At 48.2% G+C, this 18508-nt stretch carries 16 protein-coding genes; 9 read left to right on the forward strand and 7 right to left on the reverse strand.

What is annotated here, in order from left to right; genetic code table 11:
* The first annotated feature begins 1 nt into the window (after position 1).
* Both ACMYR3_RS00705 and ACMYR3_RS00710 read left to right on the forward strand, forming a co-directional pair.
* The gene (locus ACMYR3_RS00705; RefSeq protein ID WP_424193562.1) at positions 2 to 997 is read left to right on the forward strand and encodes an XdhC family protein; all 996 of its coding nucleotides are present in this window, start codon (positions 2 to 4) and stop codon (positions 995 to 997) included.
* Complete coding sequence (locus ACMYR3_RS00710; RefSeq protein ID WP_424193564.1) at positions 994 to 1563, forward strand: nucleotidyltransferase family protein; 570 nt, start codon at positions 994 to 996, stop codon at positions 1561 to 1563. Before ACMYR3_RS00705 ends, ACMYR3_RS00710 begins: the two co-directional genes overlap by 4 nt.
* 46 nt (positions 1564 to 1609) lie before the next feature.
* Here the strand turns inward: ACMYR3_RS00710 and ACMYR3_RS00715 are convergent, their stop codons facing one another.
* Positions 1610 to 1804, reverse strand: coding sequence for a DUF2905 domain-containing protein (locus ACMYR3_RS00715; protein ID WP_424193565.1), 195 nt, complete (start codon positions 1802 to 1804; stop codon positions 1610 to 1612).
* Positions 1805 to 1896: 92 nt separating this feature from the next.
* Positions 1897 to 3120, reverse strand: a complete 1224-nt coding sequence (locus tag ACMYR3_RS00720) for a class I SAM-dependent methyltransferase (RefSeq protein ID WP_424193567.1) — start codon at positions 3118 to 3120, stop codon at positions 1897 to 1899.
* Positions 3121 to 3135: 15 nt separating this feature from the next.
* On the opposite strand from ACMYR3_RS00720, the gene ACMYR3_RS00725 reads away from it, so the two are divergent.
* The 6 genes from ACMYR3_RS00725 (at position 3136) to glmS (ending at position 10274) form a co-directional block, all read left to right on the forward strand.
* Complete coding sequence (locus ACMYR3_RS00725; RefSeq protein ID WP_424193569.1) at positions 3136 to 3945, forward strand: SDR family oxidoreductase; 810 nt, start codon at positions 3136 to 3138, stop codon at positions 3943 to 3945.
* 1 nt (position 3946) lies between these two features.
* Positions 3947 to 4342 carry a dihydroneopterin aldolase gene (locus ACMYR3_RS00730; protein WP_424193570.1) on the forward strand — a complete coding sequence of 132 codons (396 nt, stop codon included), beginning with the start codon at positions 3947 to 3949 and terminating at the stop codon, positions 4340 to 4342.
* A complete protein-coding gene (gene ttcA / locus ACMYR3_RS00735; RefSeq protein WP_424193572.1) occupies positions 4339 to 5283 on the forward strand; it encodes a tRNA 2-thiocytidine(32) synthetase TtcA in 945 nt (314 codons plus the stop codon). The genes ACMYR3_RS00730 and ttcA overlap by 4 nt, the downstream gene beginning before the upstream one ends.
* A 1-nt stretch (position 5284) precedes the next feature.
* Positions 5285 to 6838, forward strand: a complete 1554-nt coding sequence (locus ACMYR3_RS00740) for a phospholipase D-like domain-containing protein (protein WP_424196288.1) — start codon at positions 5285 to 5287, stop codon at positions 6836 to 6838.
* Between the two features lie 130 nt (positions 6839 to 6968).
* The gene (gene glmU / locus ACMYR3_RS00745) at positions 6969 to 8336 is read left to right on the forward strand and encodes a bifunctional UDP-N-acetylglucosamine diphosphorylase/glucosamine-1-phosphate N-acetyltransferase GlmU (protein ID WP_424193573.1); all 1368 of its coding nucleotides are present in this window, start codon (positions 6969 to 6971) and stop codon (positions 8334 to 8336) included.
* A 96-nt stretch (positions 8337 to 8432) separates the two neighbouring features.
* On the forward strand, positions 8433 to 10274 hold the full coding sequence (gene glmS / locus ACMYR3_RS00750) for a glutamine--fructose-6-phosphate transaminase (isomerizing) (RefSeq protein ID WP_424193575.1): 1842 nt from the start codon (positions 8433 to 8435) through the stop codon (positions 10272 to 10274).
* 362 nt (positions 10275 to 10636) lie between these two features.
* Here the strand turns inward: glmS and ACMYR3_RS00755 are convergent, their stop codons facing one another.
* A complete protein-coding gene (locus ACMYR3_RS00755; protein ID WP_424193578.1) occupies positions 10637 to 11092 on the reverse strand; it encodes a DMT family transporter in 456 nt (151 codons plus the stop codon).
* A 118-nt stretch (positions 11093 to 11210) separates the two neighbouring features.
* Between ACMYR3_RS00755 and ACMYR3_RS00760 the strand changes: the two genes are divergently transcribed.
* Complete coding sequence (locus ACMYR3_RS00760; RefSeq protein WP_424193580.1) at positions 11211 to 12107, forward strand: LysR family transcriptional regulator; 897 nt, start codon at positions 11211 to 11213, stop codon at positions 12105 to 12107.
* Between the two features lie 138 nt (positions 12108 to 12245).
* Here ACMYR3_RS00760 and ACMYR3_RS00765 read toward each other — a convergent pair whose 3' ends face one another.
* The 4 genes from ACMYR3_RS00765 to ACMYR3_RS00780 all read right to left on the reverse strand — a co-directional run bounded on the left by ACMYR3_RS00765 (position 12246) and on the right by ACMYR3_RS00780 (position 18371).
* Positions 12246 to 12776 carry a hypothetical protein gene (locus tag ACMYR3_RS00765; protein WP_424193582.1) on the reverse strand — a complete coding sequence of 177 codons (531 nt, stop codon included), beginning with the start codon at positions 12774 to 12776 and terminating at the stop codon, positions 12246 to 12248.
* 799 nt (positions 12777 to 13575) lie between these two features.
* A complete protein-coding gene (locus ACMYR3_RS00770) occupies positions 13576 to 14763 on the reverse strand; it encodes an acetyl-CoA C-acyltransferase family protein (RefSeq protein ID WP_424193584.1) in 1188 nt (395 codons plus the stop codon).
* Positions 14764 to 14817: 54 nt separating this feature from the next.
* On the reverse strand, positions 14818 to 16833 hold the full coding sequence (locus ACMYR3_RS00775) for a sigma-54-dependent Fis family transcriptional regulator (RefSeq protein ID WP_424193586.1): 2016 nt from the start codon (positions 16831 to 16833) through the stop codon (positions 14818 to 14820).
* A gap of 404 nt (positions 16834 to 17237) precedes the next feature.
* On the reverse strand, positions 17238 to 18371 hold the full coding sequence (locus ACMYR3_RS00780; protein ID WP_424193587.1) for a porin: 1134 nt from the start codon (positions 18369 to 18371) through the stop codon (positions 17238 to 17240).
* Positions 18372 to 18508 lie beyond the last annotated feature (137 nt).

Here is an 18508-nt window from a genome sequence, read left to right on the forward strand (position 1 = left end):
TATGGATAATCTGGATGCGCAGGTACTCAACACAGCGCGCAGCTGGGTTGCAGCAGGGCATCATTTTGTACTGGTCACCGTGGCGCGTACCTGGGGATCTGCGCCACGTCCGCCGGGTGCCTGGATGATTTTGCGTGACGATGGTCTGGTGCAGGGTTCGGTCTCCGGCGGCTGCATTGAAGAGGATCTGATTGCGCGACTGTTGGCGGGTGAATTTCAGGGAACACAACCGCAAGTCCTGCATTATGGGGTGACGGCAGATGAAGCCCATCGTTTTGGTTTGCCCTGCGGTGGTTCACTCGAACTGGTACTGGAGCCCGCGCCAGACAAAATGCTGCTGGAACAACTGGCGCAACGCATTGCCACGGGACAACTGGTGCAGCGCCAGATTGGTCTGCAGAATGGTCTCGTGACGCTCAATGGTGGTTGTGCCGGTGAAGCGCTGCAATGGGATGGCAATACGCTCGTGACACTGCATGGGCCAGCCTGGCGATTGCTGATTATTGGCGCTGGACAGATTTCGCATTACCTGGCTTCTATGGCGCTGGCACTGGGGTATCGGGTTTATCTTTGCGATCCCAGAACAGAATACACGGATAGTTGGGATGTTGCGGGCACAGAACGGATCATGGCCATGCCCGATGATGCGGTGATTGAGTTGAACCTTGATCCACGCAGCGCGGTGGTCGCCTTGACGCATGATCCCAAGCTCGATGACATGGCCTTGCTGGAGGCACTCAAGTCACCGGCTTTTTATGTTGGCGCACTGGGTTCACACGTCAATAATCAAAAGCGTCGGGAACGGCTGCTGGAATATTTTGATCTGTCCAGAGCCGAGGTTGAGCGTCTGCATGGGCCCGTCGGCTTGCCAATCGGCAGTCATACACCACCGGAAATTGCGATCTCCATCTTGGCCGAAATGACGGCAATCAAAAATGGTCAGCATGCCTGCTTAAGCAGAGAGTCGAATTTTACCGAGGGTTGTCAGGTGGTATGAGTCAGCCGGTCGGGATTCTCTTGGCGGCTGGATGCAGCCAGCGCTTTGGTGCCGATAAGCGCTGGCATCCCATGGCCGATGGCACGCCCATGGTGCTGGCCTCAGCGCGCCATTTGGCAGGTATTTGCACACAGACGGTGGTGGTGATCCGGCCAGGTGATGATGACTTGGCTGTGCTGCTCAACCGTGCCGATTTGCGCCATATCGTCTGTCATCAGGCACATCTGGGTATGGGGCATAGTTTGGCTGCTGCGATTACGGCAACGCCTAACCGTTGGGGCTGGTTGGTTGCCTTGGCCGACATGCCTTTCATCGAATCAGGCAGTTATCAGGTAGTACTTTCGGCGCTGGCTCAAGGAGCCCTGATTGCCCGGCCAGTGATTGAGGGTCAGGTCGGACATCCAGTCGGATTTGCGGCGCAATTACAGCATGAACTTGTGAATTTGCAGGGTGATCGAGGTGGTGCCGCAATCATTGAGCGACATCGTGCAGCACTCCATCTTTGCCCGGTCAATGATTCTGGCATTCTGAAAGATATTGATCTGATGACCGACTTGGAAAATTAATTATTTTGTCATCGGCTGATCTTGAAGCAGGTTTGATCAGCGAAATTCAGATCAGCTTGCCAATCAGCAGGGCGACCAGTGAAATCAAAATGGTCGAAGCAAAGGGCAGATGAAAACTTTTGCCAAACAGCTTGAAACGGACATCACCCGGCAAGCGACCTATCCCCAGCTTTTCCAGCCATGGCAAGGCACTGCTGAAGACCACAACGGTGAAAAAGATCACCAGCAACCAGCGCATCATGAAATCATCTCAATAAGGTGTGAATTGAAGTTTGGCCTGGTTGTTGTGGCTGAGTGCAGTTTCATGGTGTTGATCATCAGTATTTGGTGTGACTATAGCGTATGACTGCGATCACCGCGCATAAATCCGCTGGCACCGTGATCGGCTGATTTGGCAAAGGCAATCACCTTGAACAGCTCACCCATTTCTGCTTCAGACACCAGTTTTTGCAATGCATTGGCTTGCGGCAGATAGTTCGCCATCTGGCTGGGATCAAGTTGTGCCAAACGGTCGGTCAAGCCGCAATTAATGAGAAAGCGAGCCTGGCTGGTGTAGCCAAGCAATTCCAGAGCAGCTTCTTGGCCAGCAGCGGCAATCGCAGAAAAATTGACATGGGCGGTAATGTCCTGCAAACCCGGTAGATAAAACGGATCGTCGTGCGCATGATGCCGGTAATGACACATCAGGGTGCCTTCGTTGCGTTGCGGGTGATAGTACTCATGTGCCGGAAAGCCATAATCAATCATTACGATATAACCCTGTTCCAGGGCTTGACCCAACGAGCGCATAAAACCCTGTTCAGCAGCATGGGTTTCATACAAATAGGGATCATTGGTGGGTGTCCAGTCGGGAAGGGCTTCTCGAGGATGGTTTGTTGCGTCGGCAGGACGGTCCGCAAAGGCAAACCAGCCATCGGCTGGTGTGGTGCTGGATTCAGCCGCCTGCCACACCACACCGCGTTGCGACCATTGGGCGTTTTGCCAATGCCACAACCCAATCGGCATGGCATCCAAGACTTCATTGCCCAGCATGATGCCCTTGAACGTGCTTGGCAGGCTGTCCAGCCATTGCACCTTGTGCGCGTGCTCGGGTACCAGTTGCTGCAGGGTAGCACGTTGTCGTTCGCGCAGATCTCCCGACAATTCAATAATCCAGTATTGCTCACAAGGCGTTTCAAGCCGTGCCAGTTCATTGAGTAAATGTGCTGCCAATTTGCCAGTGCCGGCGCCAAATTCCATGATTTGTGGTGCTGTGTTGGGTAGCCATTCAGCCAGTTGGCTGGCCAGCGTCTGGCCAAACAGTGGGGTCATTTCGGGCGCGGTGACAAAGTCACTGCCATCGGATTCGAGTTGGCCAAATTTACGTGCTCCTGCTGCGTAATAGCCGAGTCCTGGCGCATAGAGCACCAATTCCATATAACGCGAAAAGGGTAGCCAGCCACCAGCCTGGACAATCTGTTCGCGCAGATATTCGACCACTCGGACAGTGTGCGCCAGTGCATCCTGGCTAGGGACAGGTAAAATTGGATTTTGTGAAGAATTGGAGCGTGCTTTCATGTGCGCATTGTACTCATGAGTCTTTCATCCAGTGATCAACCACTTGTCGCCGAGCTGCCCAGCCCTTTGCCTAAAGTGGCGCTGGTGACCGGGGCTGCCAAACGTGTTGGCAAGGCCATTGCAGTGGAATTGGCGCATGCCGGTTACGCAATTGGCGTGCATTATGGCCATTCACAGCAGGAGGCTGACGCCACGGTGGCGGAAATCCGTGCGTTGGGCGTGGCCGCTTTTGCCTTGCATGCCGATTTGGCTGATGAAGGCCAGACACGTGCATTGTTGTCAGCGTGTTTTGAAATGCTCGGGCCAGTCAGTGTATTGGTCAATAATGCTGCGCTATTTGAGTATGACTGTATTGGTGATATTGATTACGTCAGTCTGTTGCGTCATTTATTACCCAATCTGGCGGCACCGCTGGTCTTGACGCAAGCGCTGGCCGAAACATTGGCCGAAGGTCAAAAAGCTGTGGTGATCAATCTGCTTGATCAAAAGCTCTATAACTACAATCCGGATTTTTTGTCCTACACCCTGACCAAGGCCGGTTTACAGGCAGCCACGACCATGCTCGCGCAGACTTTGGCACCGCGCATTCGTGTAGTTGGTGTGGCGCCTGGCATCAGCTTGCCTTCTGCGGATCAGACCGAGCAGGAGTTTCAGGTGGCACATCAACAAACGCCCTTGGGCTGTTCCTCTACACCCCAAGACATTGCGCGAACCGTGCGTTTTGTGGCCGAATCACCGGCCATCACTGGCACCACCATATTGGTGGACGGTGGTCAGCATCTGCAGGCTTTATCGCGTGATGTCATGTTGATGAATCGGGGTTGAGATGAGCTTATTGGCCTTGCCCCAATTACGGCACTGTCGACGGATATTTTTGCGTGATGTGGCTGTGCCGGTGCAAATTGGTATTCACGATTTTGAAAAGTTGAACGCGCAACGCATACTTTTTAATGTGGATCTGTTTGTGCCGCTGCAGCAAACTACACCGCAGCAAGATAGTATTGCCGAAGTGCTGGACTATGATTTTGTGCGTGCCATCATTCATGAGCAAGCGGGCCGCACTCATATTAATTTGCAGGAAACGCTGTGCGATGAAATCGCAGCACGCCTGCTGACGCATCCGCTGGTGGTAGCGGTGCGTGTTTCAACCGAAAAACCCGATGTGTATGCCGATTGCGCCGGTGTAGGCATCGAAGTATTGCATTTCAAGGAAACCACATGAATTTTGCTGTTCCGGAAGCGACGGATTTATCGCTGGATCGCAAAAAGGCAGAAAAGATTGCCCGCGAAAATCATAAGCTCGATAAACGTTTGTGTCGTTTGGTTGGTCAGGCCATCTCCGACTACAACATGATTGAAGCGGGTGACAAAGTCATGGTCTGTCTGTCGGGTGGCAAGGACAGTTATGCCTTGCTGGACATTCTGCTCAAGCTGCGTGAACGTGCGCCGGTGCATTTTGATATGGTGGCGGTCAATCTTGATCAAAAGCAACCTGGTTTCCCGGAACATGTTTTGCCAGAATACCTGACACAACTCAGCATCCCTTTCCATATTGAAAATCAGGATACCTACGCCATCGTCAAGCGCGTGATCCCCGAGGGAAAGACCACATGTTCACTTTGTTCAAGGTTGCGCCGCGGTATTTTGTACCGCGTTGCGGGTGAACTGGGGTGCAACAAGATTGCGCTTGGTCATCATCGTGATGACATCATGGAAACCTTTTTTCTCAATCTGTTTTATGGCGGCAAGCTCAAGGGCATGCCAGCCAAACTGGTGAGTGACGACGGCAAGCATACCGTTATTCGACCATTGGCTTATGTGCAGGAGGAAGATACTGAACGCTATGCAGTGGTTAAACAGTTTCCCATCATTCCCTGCAATCTATGTGGCAGTCAGGAAAACCTCAAGCGCCAGGAAGTCAAGGCACTGATGCGCGAATGGGATAAACGTTTTCCGGGGCGGGTTGATAATATCTTTGCTGCTTTATCCAGTATCACCCCATCACATTTGATGGATCGTCAATTGTTTGATTTTTTCAATCTCAAACCAACAGGACTAGCTGATGCCAATGGCGATATTGCTTTTGATGAAGAGCCCTGTGCAACCGATGACAAACTATCAAATAGCGTGGAGAGCATCATATCCATCAGTCGATTTGAGTAAGATGTTCATCGGCTTGATTCGTTGGCTAATCATTGGTGGCTTGATCGGATTGATGGCCGGCTGTGTCAGTCTTCCCGAGCCAGTTGACAAACATCCTTCTTATGCGCTGACCCAGCCGCAACAAACCACCCTGGGCAAAATTGCCCAGCGCTCGGTGAGCAATCCAGCGCTTTCTGGTTTCAGGCTGATTCCGACCGGTGCCGAAAAGCGCGGCATGACCTTGGCCCTGATGCAAAAAGCCGAGAAAACCATCGACATGCAGTATTTTGTCTTCAATGACGACAACTCCGGCAAGGCCTTGCTGGAGCAGGCGCAAATCGCTGCACACAGTGGTGTGCGGGTCCGTTTATTGATTGATGATTACCATACGGCTGGCAAGGATGGACTGTTTGCCCAGGTGGCTCAGCAGGCCAATATTGAGATTCGCTTGTTCAATCCATTTGCTGCTGCACGAGATTCGTTATTGACGCGAGTATTCACATCCATCCAGCGTTTTGAAGAACTCAATCACCGCATGCACAACAAATTATTCATTGCCGATAATGCGATTGTACTGACCGGCGGACGCAATGTTGGCGATGAAAATTTCGACAGTAATCCGGACAACTTTGTGATTGATCTGGATTTGCTGGTGACGGGTAAAGTCGTCAAGGATTTATCCAAGACTTTTGATGATTATTGGAATAGCAGCCTCGCTTATCCGGTTGCCACTTTCAAAAATAATCATATGAATTTGCGTGATGCCAATGAGGCTAATCAAAAGCCTTTGGTCGAAGATCGTGAATGTGAATGTTTAATTGCTTCACATAAGCTGCTTAGCGAACTTGAGAGTGGTCAACTGGAGTTACTTAATGCCCCTGCCTATGTGGTGGTGGACCAGCCGGAAAAAGCGATTGATGGCAAGGTACCCGACACAGCATATGATGATGCGATTACCCTGGCCAGAAAGGCCAGGCAGGAAATCTTTTTTCTCAATCCTTATTTCATCCCCAAGGCTGGCATGCTTGAGCTGCTGGGCGATGCTTTAAGGCAAGGGAAAAAAGTTCAGCTATTAACCAATTCTCTGGATGCCATGGACGCGCCACTGGCATTTACACTTTATGCTAAAGAGCGTGCTGGATTATTGGCTCAGGGTATGACAATTTATGAGTTGTCTCCCTTCAAGCCGATCAAGAATCAGGATAAATTGATGGAAGCGCACTCGCACCCTGGCATGCATGCCAAGGCGATTATTGTGGATCGGCAGGTGGTATTTATCGGTTCGGTGAATCTTGATCCGCGCTCACACAGTGAGAACACCGAGGTTGGCCTGGTGATTCGTAGTCCTGAACTCGCCAAGCAAACGCAGGTATTTATAGATCGACTCATTGAACATAGTTACCGACTCAGTTTGGTGGATCCGCCGGCAGATAGTGGCAAGGTTGGTAAGGTGATTCAATGGCAGGGTGGTGCGGATTTACATCATGAGGTACGTGATCATGAACCGGGAAAAAAGGGCTGGGCATTACCTCTGTTACAGTTGATTACACCTTTGTTGCCTGAAAAACTCTTTTAACGGCACAGCCAAGGCGCATTTTGTGACCTATTCAGCCTATTTCCGTACCACCTTCACAATCCGCATTCCTGGCGCGTTTATGGCAAAAACTGCGTGCTAGAATTTTTTCATTCTATTTAATTTCTACACCATGAATATAGTCATTCTCGCAGCCGGTAAAGGCAAACGCATGATGTCCGCCATGCCCAAGGTATTGCATCCGGTGGCGGGTAAACCCATGCTGGGGCACGTCATCGACAATGCCCGACAATTGCAACTTGAACGGGGCCAGATTGTGGTGGTCATTGGTCATGGTGCCGAACAGGTAGAGCAGCAATGTGCCGCCAATGACATTCAATTTGTCATGCAGGCCGAACAGCTTGGTACTGGCCATGCCGTCATGCAAGCCATTCCCTATTTGAATGATGCTGTACCAACCTTGGTGTTATATGGCGATGTGCCATTAACGCGGGTTGCAACGCTACAAGCTTTGATAGCCGCAGCGGGCGCAGATGCTTTGGCGATTCTCACCGTGGTGATGGATGATCCAACCGGTTATGGCCGGATTGTGCGTAATGCCAATCAACAGATCGTGCGGATTGTTGAGCAGAAAGATGCCAGTGCCGATGAGCAGGCTATCACCGAAGTAAATACTGGCATCATGGTCATGCCGACGCCGTTTTTGAAAGGCTGTTTGCCACAATTGAAAAACAATAATGCGCAAGGTGAATACTATCTGACCGATGTGGTTGGTGCTGCACTCCAACAACAATTGCGGATTACAACAGCGCATCCCGCTGCGATTTATGAAACGCTCGGTGTCAACAGCAAGGTGCAACTGGCTGAACTGGAGCGGATTCATCAACGTAACTTGGCCACGCAGTTACTGGAAGTCGGCGTCACGCTGATTGATCCGGCCCGGATTGATATTCGGGGTAACTTGCAATGTGGCCGTGATGTCACTATTGATGTCAATAATGTATTTGAAGGCAAGGTCCAGCTGGGTGATGGTGTACAGATTGGCCCCAACTGCGTAATCAAAAATGCATGCATTGCTGCTGGTACCAAGCTGGCAGCTTTTACGCATATTGAGGATGCGGTCGTGGGTGAGCAGGCAATGATTGGCCCATTTGCCCGTTTGCGCCCAGGCACCGAGCTGGCTAATGAAGTGCATATTGGTAATTTTGTCGAAGTAAAAAACAGCCAGATTGCGGCGCAGTCCAAAGTCAATCATCTGGCCTATATTGGCGATGCCACAATCGGCGAGCGCGTCAATATTGGTGCGGGTACCATTACCTGCAATTATGATGGTGCCAACAAACATCGCACCATTATTGAAGATGATGCCTTTATCGGTTCTGACTCGCAACTGGTTGCACCGGTTCGGGTTGGCAAGGGCGCTACACTCGGTGCTGGCACCACACTCACCAAGGATGCACCGGACAATGCGCTGACTGTTTCGCGTGCCAGACAGATTAGCCTTGCTGGTTGGCAACGTCCCGTTAAAGTGAAAAAGTGAAACTCATCGAGTTGATTCGATGACTTATTGAAAAATTGACATTCCTATCTGGTTGAAATTTCAAATATTTGATCAGATTGTTATCTGGAGCTGCTTATGTGTGGAATCGTCTGTGCTGTTGCCAATCGCAATATTGTGCCGATCCTGATTGAAGGCCTGAAAAAACTTGAATATCGCGGTTATGATTCTGCCGGTTTGGCTTTGGTGGTAGGTGATCATATTGAGCGCTTGCGAAGTGTGGGGCGTGTGGCAGAACTGGAAGCTCAGGCTAAAACTACTGATGCCAATGCGGTGACAGGTATTGCTCATACCCGCTGGGCGACACATGGCGTGCCTTCGGAGCGTAATGCGCATCCCCATATTTCTGCACGCGATGGTATTGAAATTGCGGTTGTACATAACGGTATTATTGAAAACCATGAGCCGATTCGTGCCCAGTTGAAAGAGCTGGGTTATGTGTTCACTTCTGAAACCGATACCGAAGTCATTGTTCATCTTTTGCATCATCTGGTAAGTAAGGGCAATAATCTGCTGGAGGCTGTCAAAAAAGCCTCGCACACGCTGGAAGGTTTGTTTGCCATTGGCGCCATTCACGCAGCACAACCCGATGTTGTGGTCGCTGCCCGCAAAGGTGCACCTTTGCTACTGGGTGTGGGGGAGGGTGAAAATTTTCTGGCTTCTGATACTTCTGCCTTGCTGCAAGTAACACGCAATGTGGTTTATCTGGAAGAAGGCGATGTGGTGTTGATTCGCAAAACGGCTTATGAAATTTATGATGTGAATGGTCATGCCACGCAACGGCCAGTGGTGGAATCCAAGCTTTCTGCCGATGCAGTCGAGTTGGGCAAGTTTGACCACTACATGCAAAAAGAAATTTTTGAACAACCCAGCGCGATTGCGGCCACGCTTGAAATGGTCAGTAATGCCACCGCTTTGTCACCGGGCTTGTTTGGTGCCGAAGCCGAAGCCATCTTCAAAGAGACTAAACAGATTTTAATTTTGGCATGTGGCACCAGCTACCATGCCGGTTGTGTGGCTCGTTACTGGATTGAGTCGCTGGCTGGTGTACCAGTGAGTGTGGAGATTGCCAGTGAGTATCGTTATCGCGAAAGTGTGTCACTGCCAGGCACTTTGGTGATTACCATTTCCCAGTCCGGTGAAACGGCGGATACCTTGGCGGCATTACAATTTGCCAAAGCCCGTGGCATGCACAATACGCTCACCATTTGCAATGTGCCCGAATCGGCCTTGATCCGTAATTCCAGGCTGCGCTTTCTCACGCGTGCCGGTCCCGAGATTGGTGTGGCTTCCACCAAAGCCTTCACCACACAATTGGCCGCCTTGTTTGTATTGACTCTGGTGCTCGCCAAAATGCATGGCCGTCTCTCTGAAGGTAAAGAGCAGGAATTGCTTGCGCAGTTGCGTCACTTGCCAGTTGCCATGAGCAATGTTTTGGCCGTGGAAGAAGAAGTGAAGAATTGGGCCAGGCATTTTGCCGACAAACAGCATGCCTTGTTCCTGGGCCGTGGCGTGCATTACCCCATCGCCATGGAAGGCGCACTCAAGCTCAAGGAAATCACCTACATTCATGCCGAGGCCTATGCTGCAGGTGAGTTGAAGCACGGGCCATTGGCCTTGGTGGATGCCAATATGCCGGTAGTCACGATCGCGCCCAATGACATTCTGATTGAAAAACTCAAGTCCAATATGCAGGAAGTCAGTGCCCGTGGTGGCGAGTTGTATGTCTTTGCTGACCGTAATTCAAAGGTGGAAGCGAGTGATGGCGTGCACGTGATTCATCTGGTGGATCACGCAGGTTGGTTGTCGCCAATTTTGCATACCCTGCCATTGCAACTACTGTCTTATCATGTGGCCTTGGTGCGTGGTACCGATGTGGACAAGCCACGCAATCTGGCCAAGTCGGTGACCGTGGAATAATTTTTTGGGCTGTTAATTGGTGATTTATACAGACTTCAATTGCACAACTATTTAGTCGTTTATTTTTAAACTTTATCTAGCTATACAAAATGGCATCTAACTTTCATGATAATTTAACTGAGAGGCGGAGCTTGGGGAAGCTGCTGTAAAAATAAAAATCCAAGATGTTAATCAGAATTAGTTATCGATGTGAGGCAGTGCTCAGATATATCATCGATTAATGAAGTTTCTATTTATGACTTATGACATGTAGGTATTTATTGAGTATGACTCACCATTTCTAATTGATTTCGATTCGTGCGAACTTTTCTGGTGATTGTTTGGATTACCAGAAAATGATGAGAAGTAATATCCATGCTCAACTAAATTCGGATAAGAATTACGCCAAGAAGCAAGCACGTAGCTCCTGTTAGTTTTAGCATTGTCATGGGTTGTTCTGACAGTCCAAAAAGGCCAAAATGATCCAATGTCATTGAGCCCACCATCTGGCCAACCACAATCAATACAATTGTTGTAGTCGCGCCTAGTTTAGGAATCATTAGAATACAGATAGCTATGAAAATCGCGCCAAACAATCCACCAATCCATGTGTACCATGAAGATGTGTTATTGAAAGCATCGGTAAGTCGTGTAATTGGTGAAGTCGTCAAAGCGATGATTAACATCACCATTACCCCCACAAAGTAGCTGGTGAAACCAGCCCACCATGTTGATCCAATGTGAGCTCTCAGGTTAGCGTTCAATACTTGTTGTATTGCCACGCTAATTCCGGCTATGACAACTAAAAATGCATAAAGCAGAAAAGATAGATTGGTCATTGTGAGCTGATTGGGGTCATCAAGGAGAGACGATTTTGACGCTGATCAATCAATAACACAAATACCAATTAATGATCAAAGGTATAACATAAAGGCATGCCTTATTTGGAGTTGAATCATGACTACTCTGAAACAAATTCAGTATTTCCTTACGGTGGCAAATCTAGGCTCTTTATCTCAGGCGGCTAAGATTCTATATGTTGCTCAGCCGGCTCTGAGCCGTCAAATTTCCCTGTTAGAGGCTGAACTAGGATTCTCCTTGTTCGTCCGCGAACCTAGGGGCGTTAGTCTTACCGCGGGAGGCGAAAGATATAGAGATCGGATTTTGTCAGTCCCATACACATTGTCACAGGCAGCCGATGAAGCTTTGCATGTGGCACGTGGAGAGTCTGGCGTCCTGAGATTGCTTCATTCAAGCACGATACCTGTCAGTAGCTTAATGAGTGTCTTTCAAACATTTCTAAAAAAGTATCCAAGCACACGTATTGATCTTGATCGTTCAGCTTCAGAATTTCAGGTAACGGAAGTCGCTGAAGGAAAGGCAGATGTAGGAATGATCAGACTGCCAGTGCTGAAAAGAGATTCGAGAGTGCGATTCATTGATCTTAAAGCTGAGCGGCTTTGGGTAGCTTTACCCGCAAATCATCGGTACGCTCATAAAAAGTCGATTGTTCTTGCTGATATAGCTGCCGAGCCTCTTGTATCGTCTTTCCATCGAGAAATGGGCGGTTTGGCCCGCATAGTCACAGATTTGTATTTAAAAAGAGGTCTTGTCCCGGTTCCTGCGAGAATTGTTTCACCGAAAACTTCAATGCTTGACTTGGTCGCAGCCAATTATGGAATAGCTGTCATTCCAGAGAGAATGACGTTAGTAAATAATATGGGCGTTACTTTTGTGCCATTAAAAGACCAGGATGCAAATGCCGAAAGTGCTTTGATTGTGAGAAATCAGACTTCCCCATTGGCTGAAGCTTTTATAAAGATGCAGATAATGAAAGTGAAGGGTAGTGCGTAGCGGATCAATCAGGCTATAAGATTTCTCATCCAACCTAGATTAACTATATTTAGAGTGATCACCTATTGGCAACTTCAATGCCATTGTCGGAATTGACGGTTTTGAATGCGTCACTATCCCGACAATCAGCACTGTTAATTAAAGTCGTTTCAGACCTTCTTCATAGCTGATGACTTCGTATTTCTCGCCATACTTGAGCGCGCCATCGGCAATCGCATCGACTTTTTCTGCGGTATCCATCTTCTTCATCTTGGTTTTGTCGAGATAAAGGTAATCGATCAGCTCGTTATAGACCGAGGTATCGTCAATGGGCAGAATGTAAAACGAAACGCCATTGAATTCAATCTGATAGCGCGAAGAGCGTCCAAGATCAGACACATAGATGAAATATTTGCCACCTGCCTTGATGTTTTCGCCAAGCGCCTCGACCAGTGCCGGAAGATGTTTGAAGGTTGTCAGCGAGCCAGCCAGAAATGATATGGCTGCTTCGCCGTTGTCGGCTGCAGCAAAGGCGGCTTCTAGTGTGACAGGTGGGTCAATCGTCAGCGCGATATCACCGCGAAAGCCAAAACGGCCAGCAACTTTTGTTGGTCCATTGAGTGATGGTTTTAATAATCGGCCTTCAGTTTCCAGGCGGTGAAATGCAGGGGATTCGATGATGCTGGTCATGACATGTCCTTGTAATTCCGTCCTCGCGAATGGTTGCTCGAACAGATAATTGTTTCGGGTTTGGAAGCGGGAGAGAGAAAAGACTCGGCCCGAGAGATCACATCCGGGCATGTCTTTGTGTGAGAGTACGTATTGCCTCGCAAGGGGCGAGTCAAGATGGGATTAGACGTTGATCGATGCGGTTCGGGCAATGCCACCCGGATGTAAAACCGCCGCCATACGCGACACTCATGCTGATTGCACAGCATTTATCAGACCATGCTATTTGATCAGTACAAGCTGCTCTGCCTGAGGACTTGTACTTGGCTGTTGGTGATGCACTGGCATGCCAGCGGAAATGGCACTGGAGCCAGTTGGCTGGTTTGGGCCAGAAGATGTTTTTACAACAAAAAATTAAGGCGTGTCAACGTAGCGCTATCTTCAGGGGGGTTATGCAATGAGATGGTGAATCGGTGGCGTATTGAAGAACGACCGCAAAATCCCAACGGACCTTACAAAGCACTGCACTCTATATAAATCATGGATTTGGCTGTTCATTATTGGACGGCTTCGATTCATTTAGAACCGTACTTTATATAGAGTATCGGTATATATTGGCTTGTTAGGTGCAATATATATGGCCATTTAAAATTACTGATGGGTAGTATATATTTTTGCAATCTATCCGGAAATTTTCAAACAGCCGGTTTTATCGTGCCGATTAAAGCGTGTAGCAAAGTTTGTCTGTTTGACGGGATCGTTCATTGCCTGAATGACAATAAGCGATCCGATGGGTCTTACTGAAAGTGGGCAAGCAAGATTACATTCTTTCAATCACGGCGGCGATACCTTGCCCGCCGCCAATACACATGGTCACCAAACCATAGCGTTTTTGGGTACGGATCAGTTCATAAATGCATTTGGTCAAGATGATGGCACCCGATGCACCCAAGGGATGACCAAGCGCAATGGCACCGCCGTTAGGGTTGGTGATTGCCGGATCAAGATCCAATCCTTTACAGACACCGAGAGATTGCGCAGCGAATGCTTCGTTGGATTCAATCACATCCATCTGGGCCAATGACAGACCCGCCCGTTGCAAAGCCAGTTTGCTGGCAGAGATGGGGCCGGTGCCCATGAGTGAGGGGTCAACACCGGTCACGGCATACGATACCAGGCGAGCCAATGCGGGAATGCCTTCCTTGGCGGCTAATTCGGCATTCATCAACACACAGGCCGCAGCGCCATCATTCAAGCCAGAAGCATTGCCTGCTGTGACCGTGCCACCTTCTTTTTTAAAGGCAGGTTTAAGCTTGCCCAGTGACTCCATGGTCGTCTCTGCCTTGGGGTACTCGTCGGTATCAAACAAGGTCGTACCCTTGCGACTCTTCAACTCGACTGGGACAATCTGCGAGTCAAAATGACCAGCCTTGATGGCTGCGACGGCACGTTGTTGGCTGACCAAGGCAAAGGCATCCTGTTGTTCACGAGTAATGCCATATTGTTCAGCGACATTTTCTGCAGTGACACCCATATGAATTTTGCCGAAGGGATCTGACAAGGCACCAATCATCATGTCCGTCATGGAGGCATCACCCATTCGTGTTCCCCAGCGCAGGGTGGAAGATGAATAGGGGGCACGGCTCATGACTTCGGCACCACCACCTACCGCGATGTCTGCATCACCGAGTTGAATGGCATTCGCTGCAGTAATCACTGCCTGCAAGCCTGACCCACAAAGACGATTCAAGGTCAGTGCGGTGGATTCTTTCTGCATGCCCGAATTGATACCGACAACACGAGATAAATACATATCCTGTGCTTCGGTATGAATCACATTGCCAAACACGATTTGTGTGGCGCGCGCCGCATCGAGAGAAGGACGTTTGAAAGCCTCTTTGACGACTACAGTGCCAATTTCAGCTGGTGACAAGTCTTTCAAGGCGCCACCAAATGTACCGATTGCGGTACGGACAGCACTGACGATAACAACATCTTTTAATGCCATGATGATCTTCCTAAGCTAAAAAATATAATCAAAATATCAATAATTAAAAAAGGTCTATTGATAACTGCGTACCGCCTCAACCGGTGAAACGCCAAATTTCTTGAGTTTCACATATAAGGTACTTTTCGCAATACCCAATTCTCTGGCGACTGCAGTCATGTTGCCATGACAATGATCAATCGCCGCCAAAATAGCTTCTTGCTCCATCTGTTCAAGACGTTTCGATTCGGCGTTAACCGGGGCGTTCTTTTCTTGTGTGGCAGTGGGCATGGTCAGTTGTTTGATTTCTGGCGGCAAAGATTCTTTTCTCAAGATTGAGTCTGGCGTCAGCAAGATCATGCGCTCAATTACATTGCGGAGCTCGCGCACATTACCCGGCCAAGAATACTTGTTCAGGCAAGGAATGACATCTGAGTCAAGCGTTGGAAGGGATAAGCCGTGTTGATGTGACAACTTGTCCAGATAGAAATTGGTCAGCAGACTGATATCGCTGGCACGCTCGCGCAGCGCAGGAATCGTAATGCTGGTAACCGAAATCCGATAAAAAAGATCCATCCGGAATCGTCCTTCAGCAACCTCTTTGCGCAAATCTCGATTGGTAGCCGAAACCAATCTGAATTTAACTTTGCGTGGGGTATTTTCACCAATACGATAAATCTCACCTTCTTCCAGTACCCGTAAAAAGTGAGGTTGAAGATCCAGCGGCATTTCACCGATTTCATCTAAAAATAAAGTACCGCCATTGGCCGCTTCAATTTTGCCAATCATGCCGCCACGCCGGGCACCAGTGAACGCGCCTTCGCTATAGCCAAATAATTCGCTGGTGAGTAATTCACGAGAAAGGCCGCCACAATTCAAAGCCACAAAAGAATTGGATTTTGAATTGCTGGAGTCATGAATGCCATGTGCAAAGACTTCTTTGCCAACCCCCGTTTCACCTAATAACAAAATTGGCACGTTGGAGCGAGCCAGTTGTTCTGCACATTGGATGGCTTCCAGTAAGGTTTTGTCTTCGCCAATCACACGTTTAAAGGCCGGTGACTTTTCCGTCGTTGTGTTGGTCGCTGGAAGATCAGAAATATGAAAAGATTTGGTCTTTTCGCGTATAGGTAAGGTTAATACGGTACCAATGCGATGGCCATCGATCAAAATTGGTTCAAACCATTCTTTAGGAATCCAGTGGGGCGTGTTTAATGGTGCTTCTTTGCCAACGGTCATTCCCAATGATAAAGAGGATATATTGCCAGAATGTCCTGGATGATAAAGTTGACTGCGATCACGAAAAGCAGCATCAGCCTTGTCATTAACTTTGACTGGACGGCCACGCTTATCAAAGATGATCAATCCATCAGTCGTGTTGCTTGAAATTTTCTGCATGCAACTTTCCAGCAGGCGATATCGTAATTCCATCTCGCGTTTAGCTAATCGACTCTCAATTCTGCTTGCTGTGGTGACGACCAGCGCCAGGCTATGGCGGTTGTAGGTATTTTGCAATCCTGATACATCAATCACACCTAAAATGCTGCCATCAAAAGGATCACGCACGACTGTGGCAGAACAGGTCCAACGTTTGATGCCCGCACAATAATGTTCGGCAGAATGAATTTGTACCGGTTGTCCCACTTCCAGAGCAGTGCCAATGGCATTGGTGCCGCAAGCTAACTCACTCCAACTACAACCAGGAAGCAGATGGACATCTTCTGCCGCACCCAGTGTCGAGGTGTCACCTTCCAGATTCAGAATAATACCTTCCTGGTTGGTGAGTACCATGACGGTACCTGTCTCAGATAAAAATTCTCTGGCATGGGCCATGACAGGAGAACCTTCGGTGACAAGCTCTTGGCAGTCCGAGCGAATCGAATACAAAGAGTCTTCAGGGAGTGGTGCCGGGGCTTGATAACGACTGGCATCAACTTGTGCACTAAAGCATCGATTCCACGAATCATCAATTAGTCTACGCAGGGCATCAGAATTACAGGTGTCTCCAGTGCGAAAGCGCTCCCAGATAGACATGATGCGGCTATCATTTTCAGGACTGGAAAAGATTTGCTTGGACTCCTTATTATTCATGTTGGTCTCCTAGTTATTTATTATGTAATGTGAATTGCATTTGATGAATTCAAATCATTTCATCTAAATATGTGAACCTAAAACATGTATTAGTCTGGTTTTAATCCCTTATCACTCTCAAGCAGATTGAGTTGATTCGGCTGTTTTAAGGATTACCTGATGCTTGATCAAATTCCATTTGATTATGGATATTCTTGTCATGTTGAAATTGAGCATATATGAAAGCGCAATTCTTATGCCAAACATTCTTACAGGTGTTTTGAGATTGGTTAAGTGTTAAAGGTAAGGTCTTACCCTTAAGACAATAAAATAAATGGCGTCTGGTTTTCGTACGCAGATTGCCCACCGTACGAAAACCGGACGGCGGGCAATCTACAATTAAAAAAAACTATGTCAAAAAAAAACTAAAAGGAATGACTAATACCAAAGTCAAATCCCGATACACCATAACCGCCTGCAGGAGATCCTGTACCACCAGAGTCCACCGCGGTACTCACTGGTGACGGTGCGATAGAGCAAATGCCATTGCTACGATTGCTGATGCGAGCGTAATCTGTGTAAATATGGGTGCGCTTCGATAAAGTATAGACTGCGCCAATGCCATATTTATTGCAGCTTGCATCTAGCGATGTCTTGTCATCATATTTCACATAGGATGCGCGTACTTTGGTTCGATCATCAATTGGGGCAGATGCACCAATCATCCAGCTATTGTGATCAAAAAGTGCGTTATAGGTGCCGAGTGTTCCCTTGAACAAATCTGAATAGTTGTCAGTTTTTATTTTCTCAAAATAACTATGCAGCTTGATATAGCCTAGATCATAAGAGGCTGCAGCAACATAAATGTGGGTTTTATATTTTTCGGCACCTTTAGGTGTCAATCTTTCGTAATCCACCGTGACGTTAAGTGGACCATTGGTATAAGAAGGAATAATTGCCCACAATCGTCCATCACCAACATTACCCGGGTGTTCTTGACCAATCAGGTTTGGTGTAAAAGCGGCAAGAAAAGAAAATCCGCTCCATACTGGCGAGATATAGGCAATAGCATTGTCAGCACGAGTTCCATGAACCTGTACCGAAGCCATATTGGCAACGGTACCATTGGCAAATGGATCATATTTTCCTGCAATGCTGTAACGACCACCATCTATGCGACCGATTACGCCAGTACCCGATGCACTGGTAAGACCAACATAACTATTTCTTCTGAAGATCCCATTGCTTTGTGAGTCATTCAGGGTCGACTTGCCATCATCCAGTGCAAAACCTGCTTCGAGTTGAAACAGTGCGGTCAATCCGTTACCAAGATCCTCCGTCCCGCGTAAGCCAAAGCGGCTGTCTGATTCAATACCGCTTGCCATTTCATTTTTGCGGCCATTAAAGTTTGCACCAGCCACCTGTTTGTAAGCGCCACTCTCATTGCCACGTGTTAAAAAACCACCATCGACCAAACCGTATAGGGTTACATTGGATTCTGCGCTGGCCAGCACGGGTAGCATCGAAAGTAATGCAAGTGTGATAATTTTCTTATTCATTAAGGTCTCCATTAGTTAATCATTTTTTTAACTTATGATCTTCATGTCTTTATAAAAAATGAAGATCATAACGAGACCATGTTAGCTTTTGATTGATGCGAAATTAAGTCGTAAAAATACGATGCAAACAAGTTTAT

This window comes from Ampullimonas aquatilis, assembly GCF_049675895.1.
GTDB lineage: Bacteria > Pseudomonadota > Gammaproteobacteria > Burkholderiales > Burkholderiaceae_D > Ampullimonas > Ampullimonas aquatilis.

What these genes read in the sequence shown, in the direction of transcription:
- ACMYR3_RS00715 (WP_424193565.1), bottom strand. Translation starts at nt 1,804, where the DNA reads ATGATGCGCTGGTTGCTGGTGATCTTTTTCACCGTTGTGGTCTTCAGC.
- ACMYR3_RS00760 (WP_424193580.1), top strand. Translation starts at nt 11,211, where the DNA reads ATGACTACTCTGAAACAAATTCAGTATTTCCTTACGGTGGCAAATCTA.
- ACMYR3_RS00765 (WP_424193582.1), bottom strand. Translation starts at nt 12,776, where the DNA reads ATGACCAGCATCATCGAATCCCCTGCATTTCACCGCCTGGAAACTGAA.
- ACMYR3_RS00710 (WP_424193564.1), top strand. Translation starts at nt 994, where the DNA reads ATGAGTCAGCCGGTCGGGATTCTCTTGGCGGCTGGATGCAGCCAGCGC.
- ttcA (WP_424193572.1), top strand. Translation starts at nt 4,339, where the DNA reads ATGAATTTTGCTGTTCCGGAAGCGACGGATTTATCGCTGGATCGCAAA.
- glmU (WP_424193573.1), top strand. Translation starts at nt 6,969, where the DNA reads ATGAATATAGTCATTCTCGCAGCCGGTAAAGGCAAACGCATGATGTCC.
- ACMYR3_RS00725 (WP_424193569.1), top strand. Translation starts at nt 3,136, where the DNA reads ATGAGTCTTTCATCCAGTGATCAACCACTTGTCGCCGAGCTGCCCAGC.
- ACMYR3_RS00740 (WP_424196288.1), top strand. Translation starts at nt 5,285, where the DNA reads ATGTTCATCGGCTTGATTCGTTGGCTAATCATTGGTGGCTTGATCGGA.
- ACMYR3_RS00705 (WP_424193562.1), top strand. Translation starts at nt 2, where the DNA reads ATGGATAATCTGGATGCGCAGGTACTCAACACAGCGCGCAGCTGGGTT.
- glmS (WP_424193575.1), top strand. Translation starts at nt 8,433, where the DNA reads ATGTGTGGAATCGTCTGTGCTGTTGCCAATCGCAATATTGTGCCGATC.
- ACMYR3_RS00770 (WP_424193584.1), bottom strand. Translation starts at nt 14,763, where the DNA reads ATGGCATTAAAAGATGTTGTTATCGTCAGTGCTGTCCGTACCGCAATC.
- ACMYR3_RS00775 (WP_424193586.1), bottom strand. Translation starts at nt 16,833, where the DNA reads ATGAATAATAAGGAGTCCAAGCAAATCTTTTCCAGTCCTGAAAATGAT.
- ACMYR3_RS00755 (WP_424193578.1), bottom strand. Translation starts at nt 11,092, where the DNA reads ATGACCAATCTATCTTTTCTGCTTTATGCATTTTTAGTTGTCATAGCC.
- ACMYR3_RS00720 (WP_424193567.1), bottom strand. Translation starts at nt 3,120, where the DNA reads ATGAAAGCACGCTCCAATTCTTCACAAAATCCAATTTTACCTGTCCCT.
- ACMYR3_RS00780 (WP_424193587.1), bottom strand. Translation starts at nt 18,371, where the DNA reads ATGAATAAGAAAATTATCACACTTGCATTACTTTCGATGCTACCCGTG.
- ACMYR3_RS00730 (WP_424193570.1), top strand. Translation starts at nt 3,947, where the DNA reads ATGAGCTTATTGGCCTTGCCCCAATTACGGCACTGTCGACGGATATTT.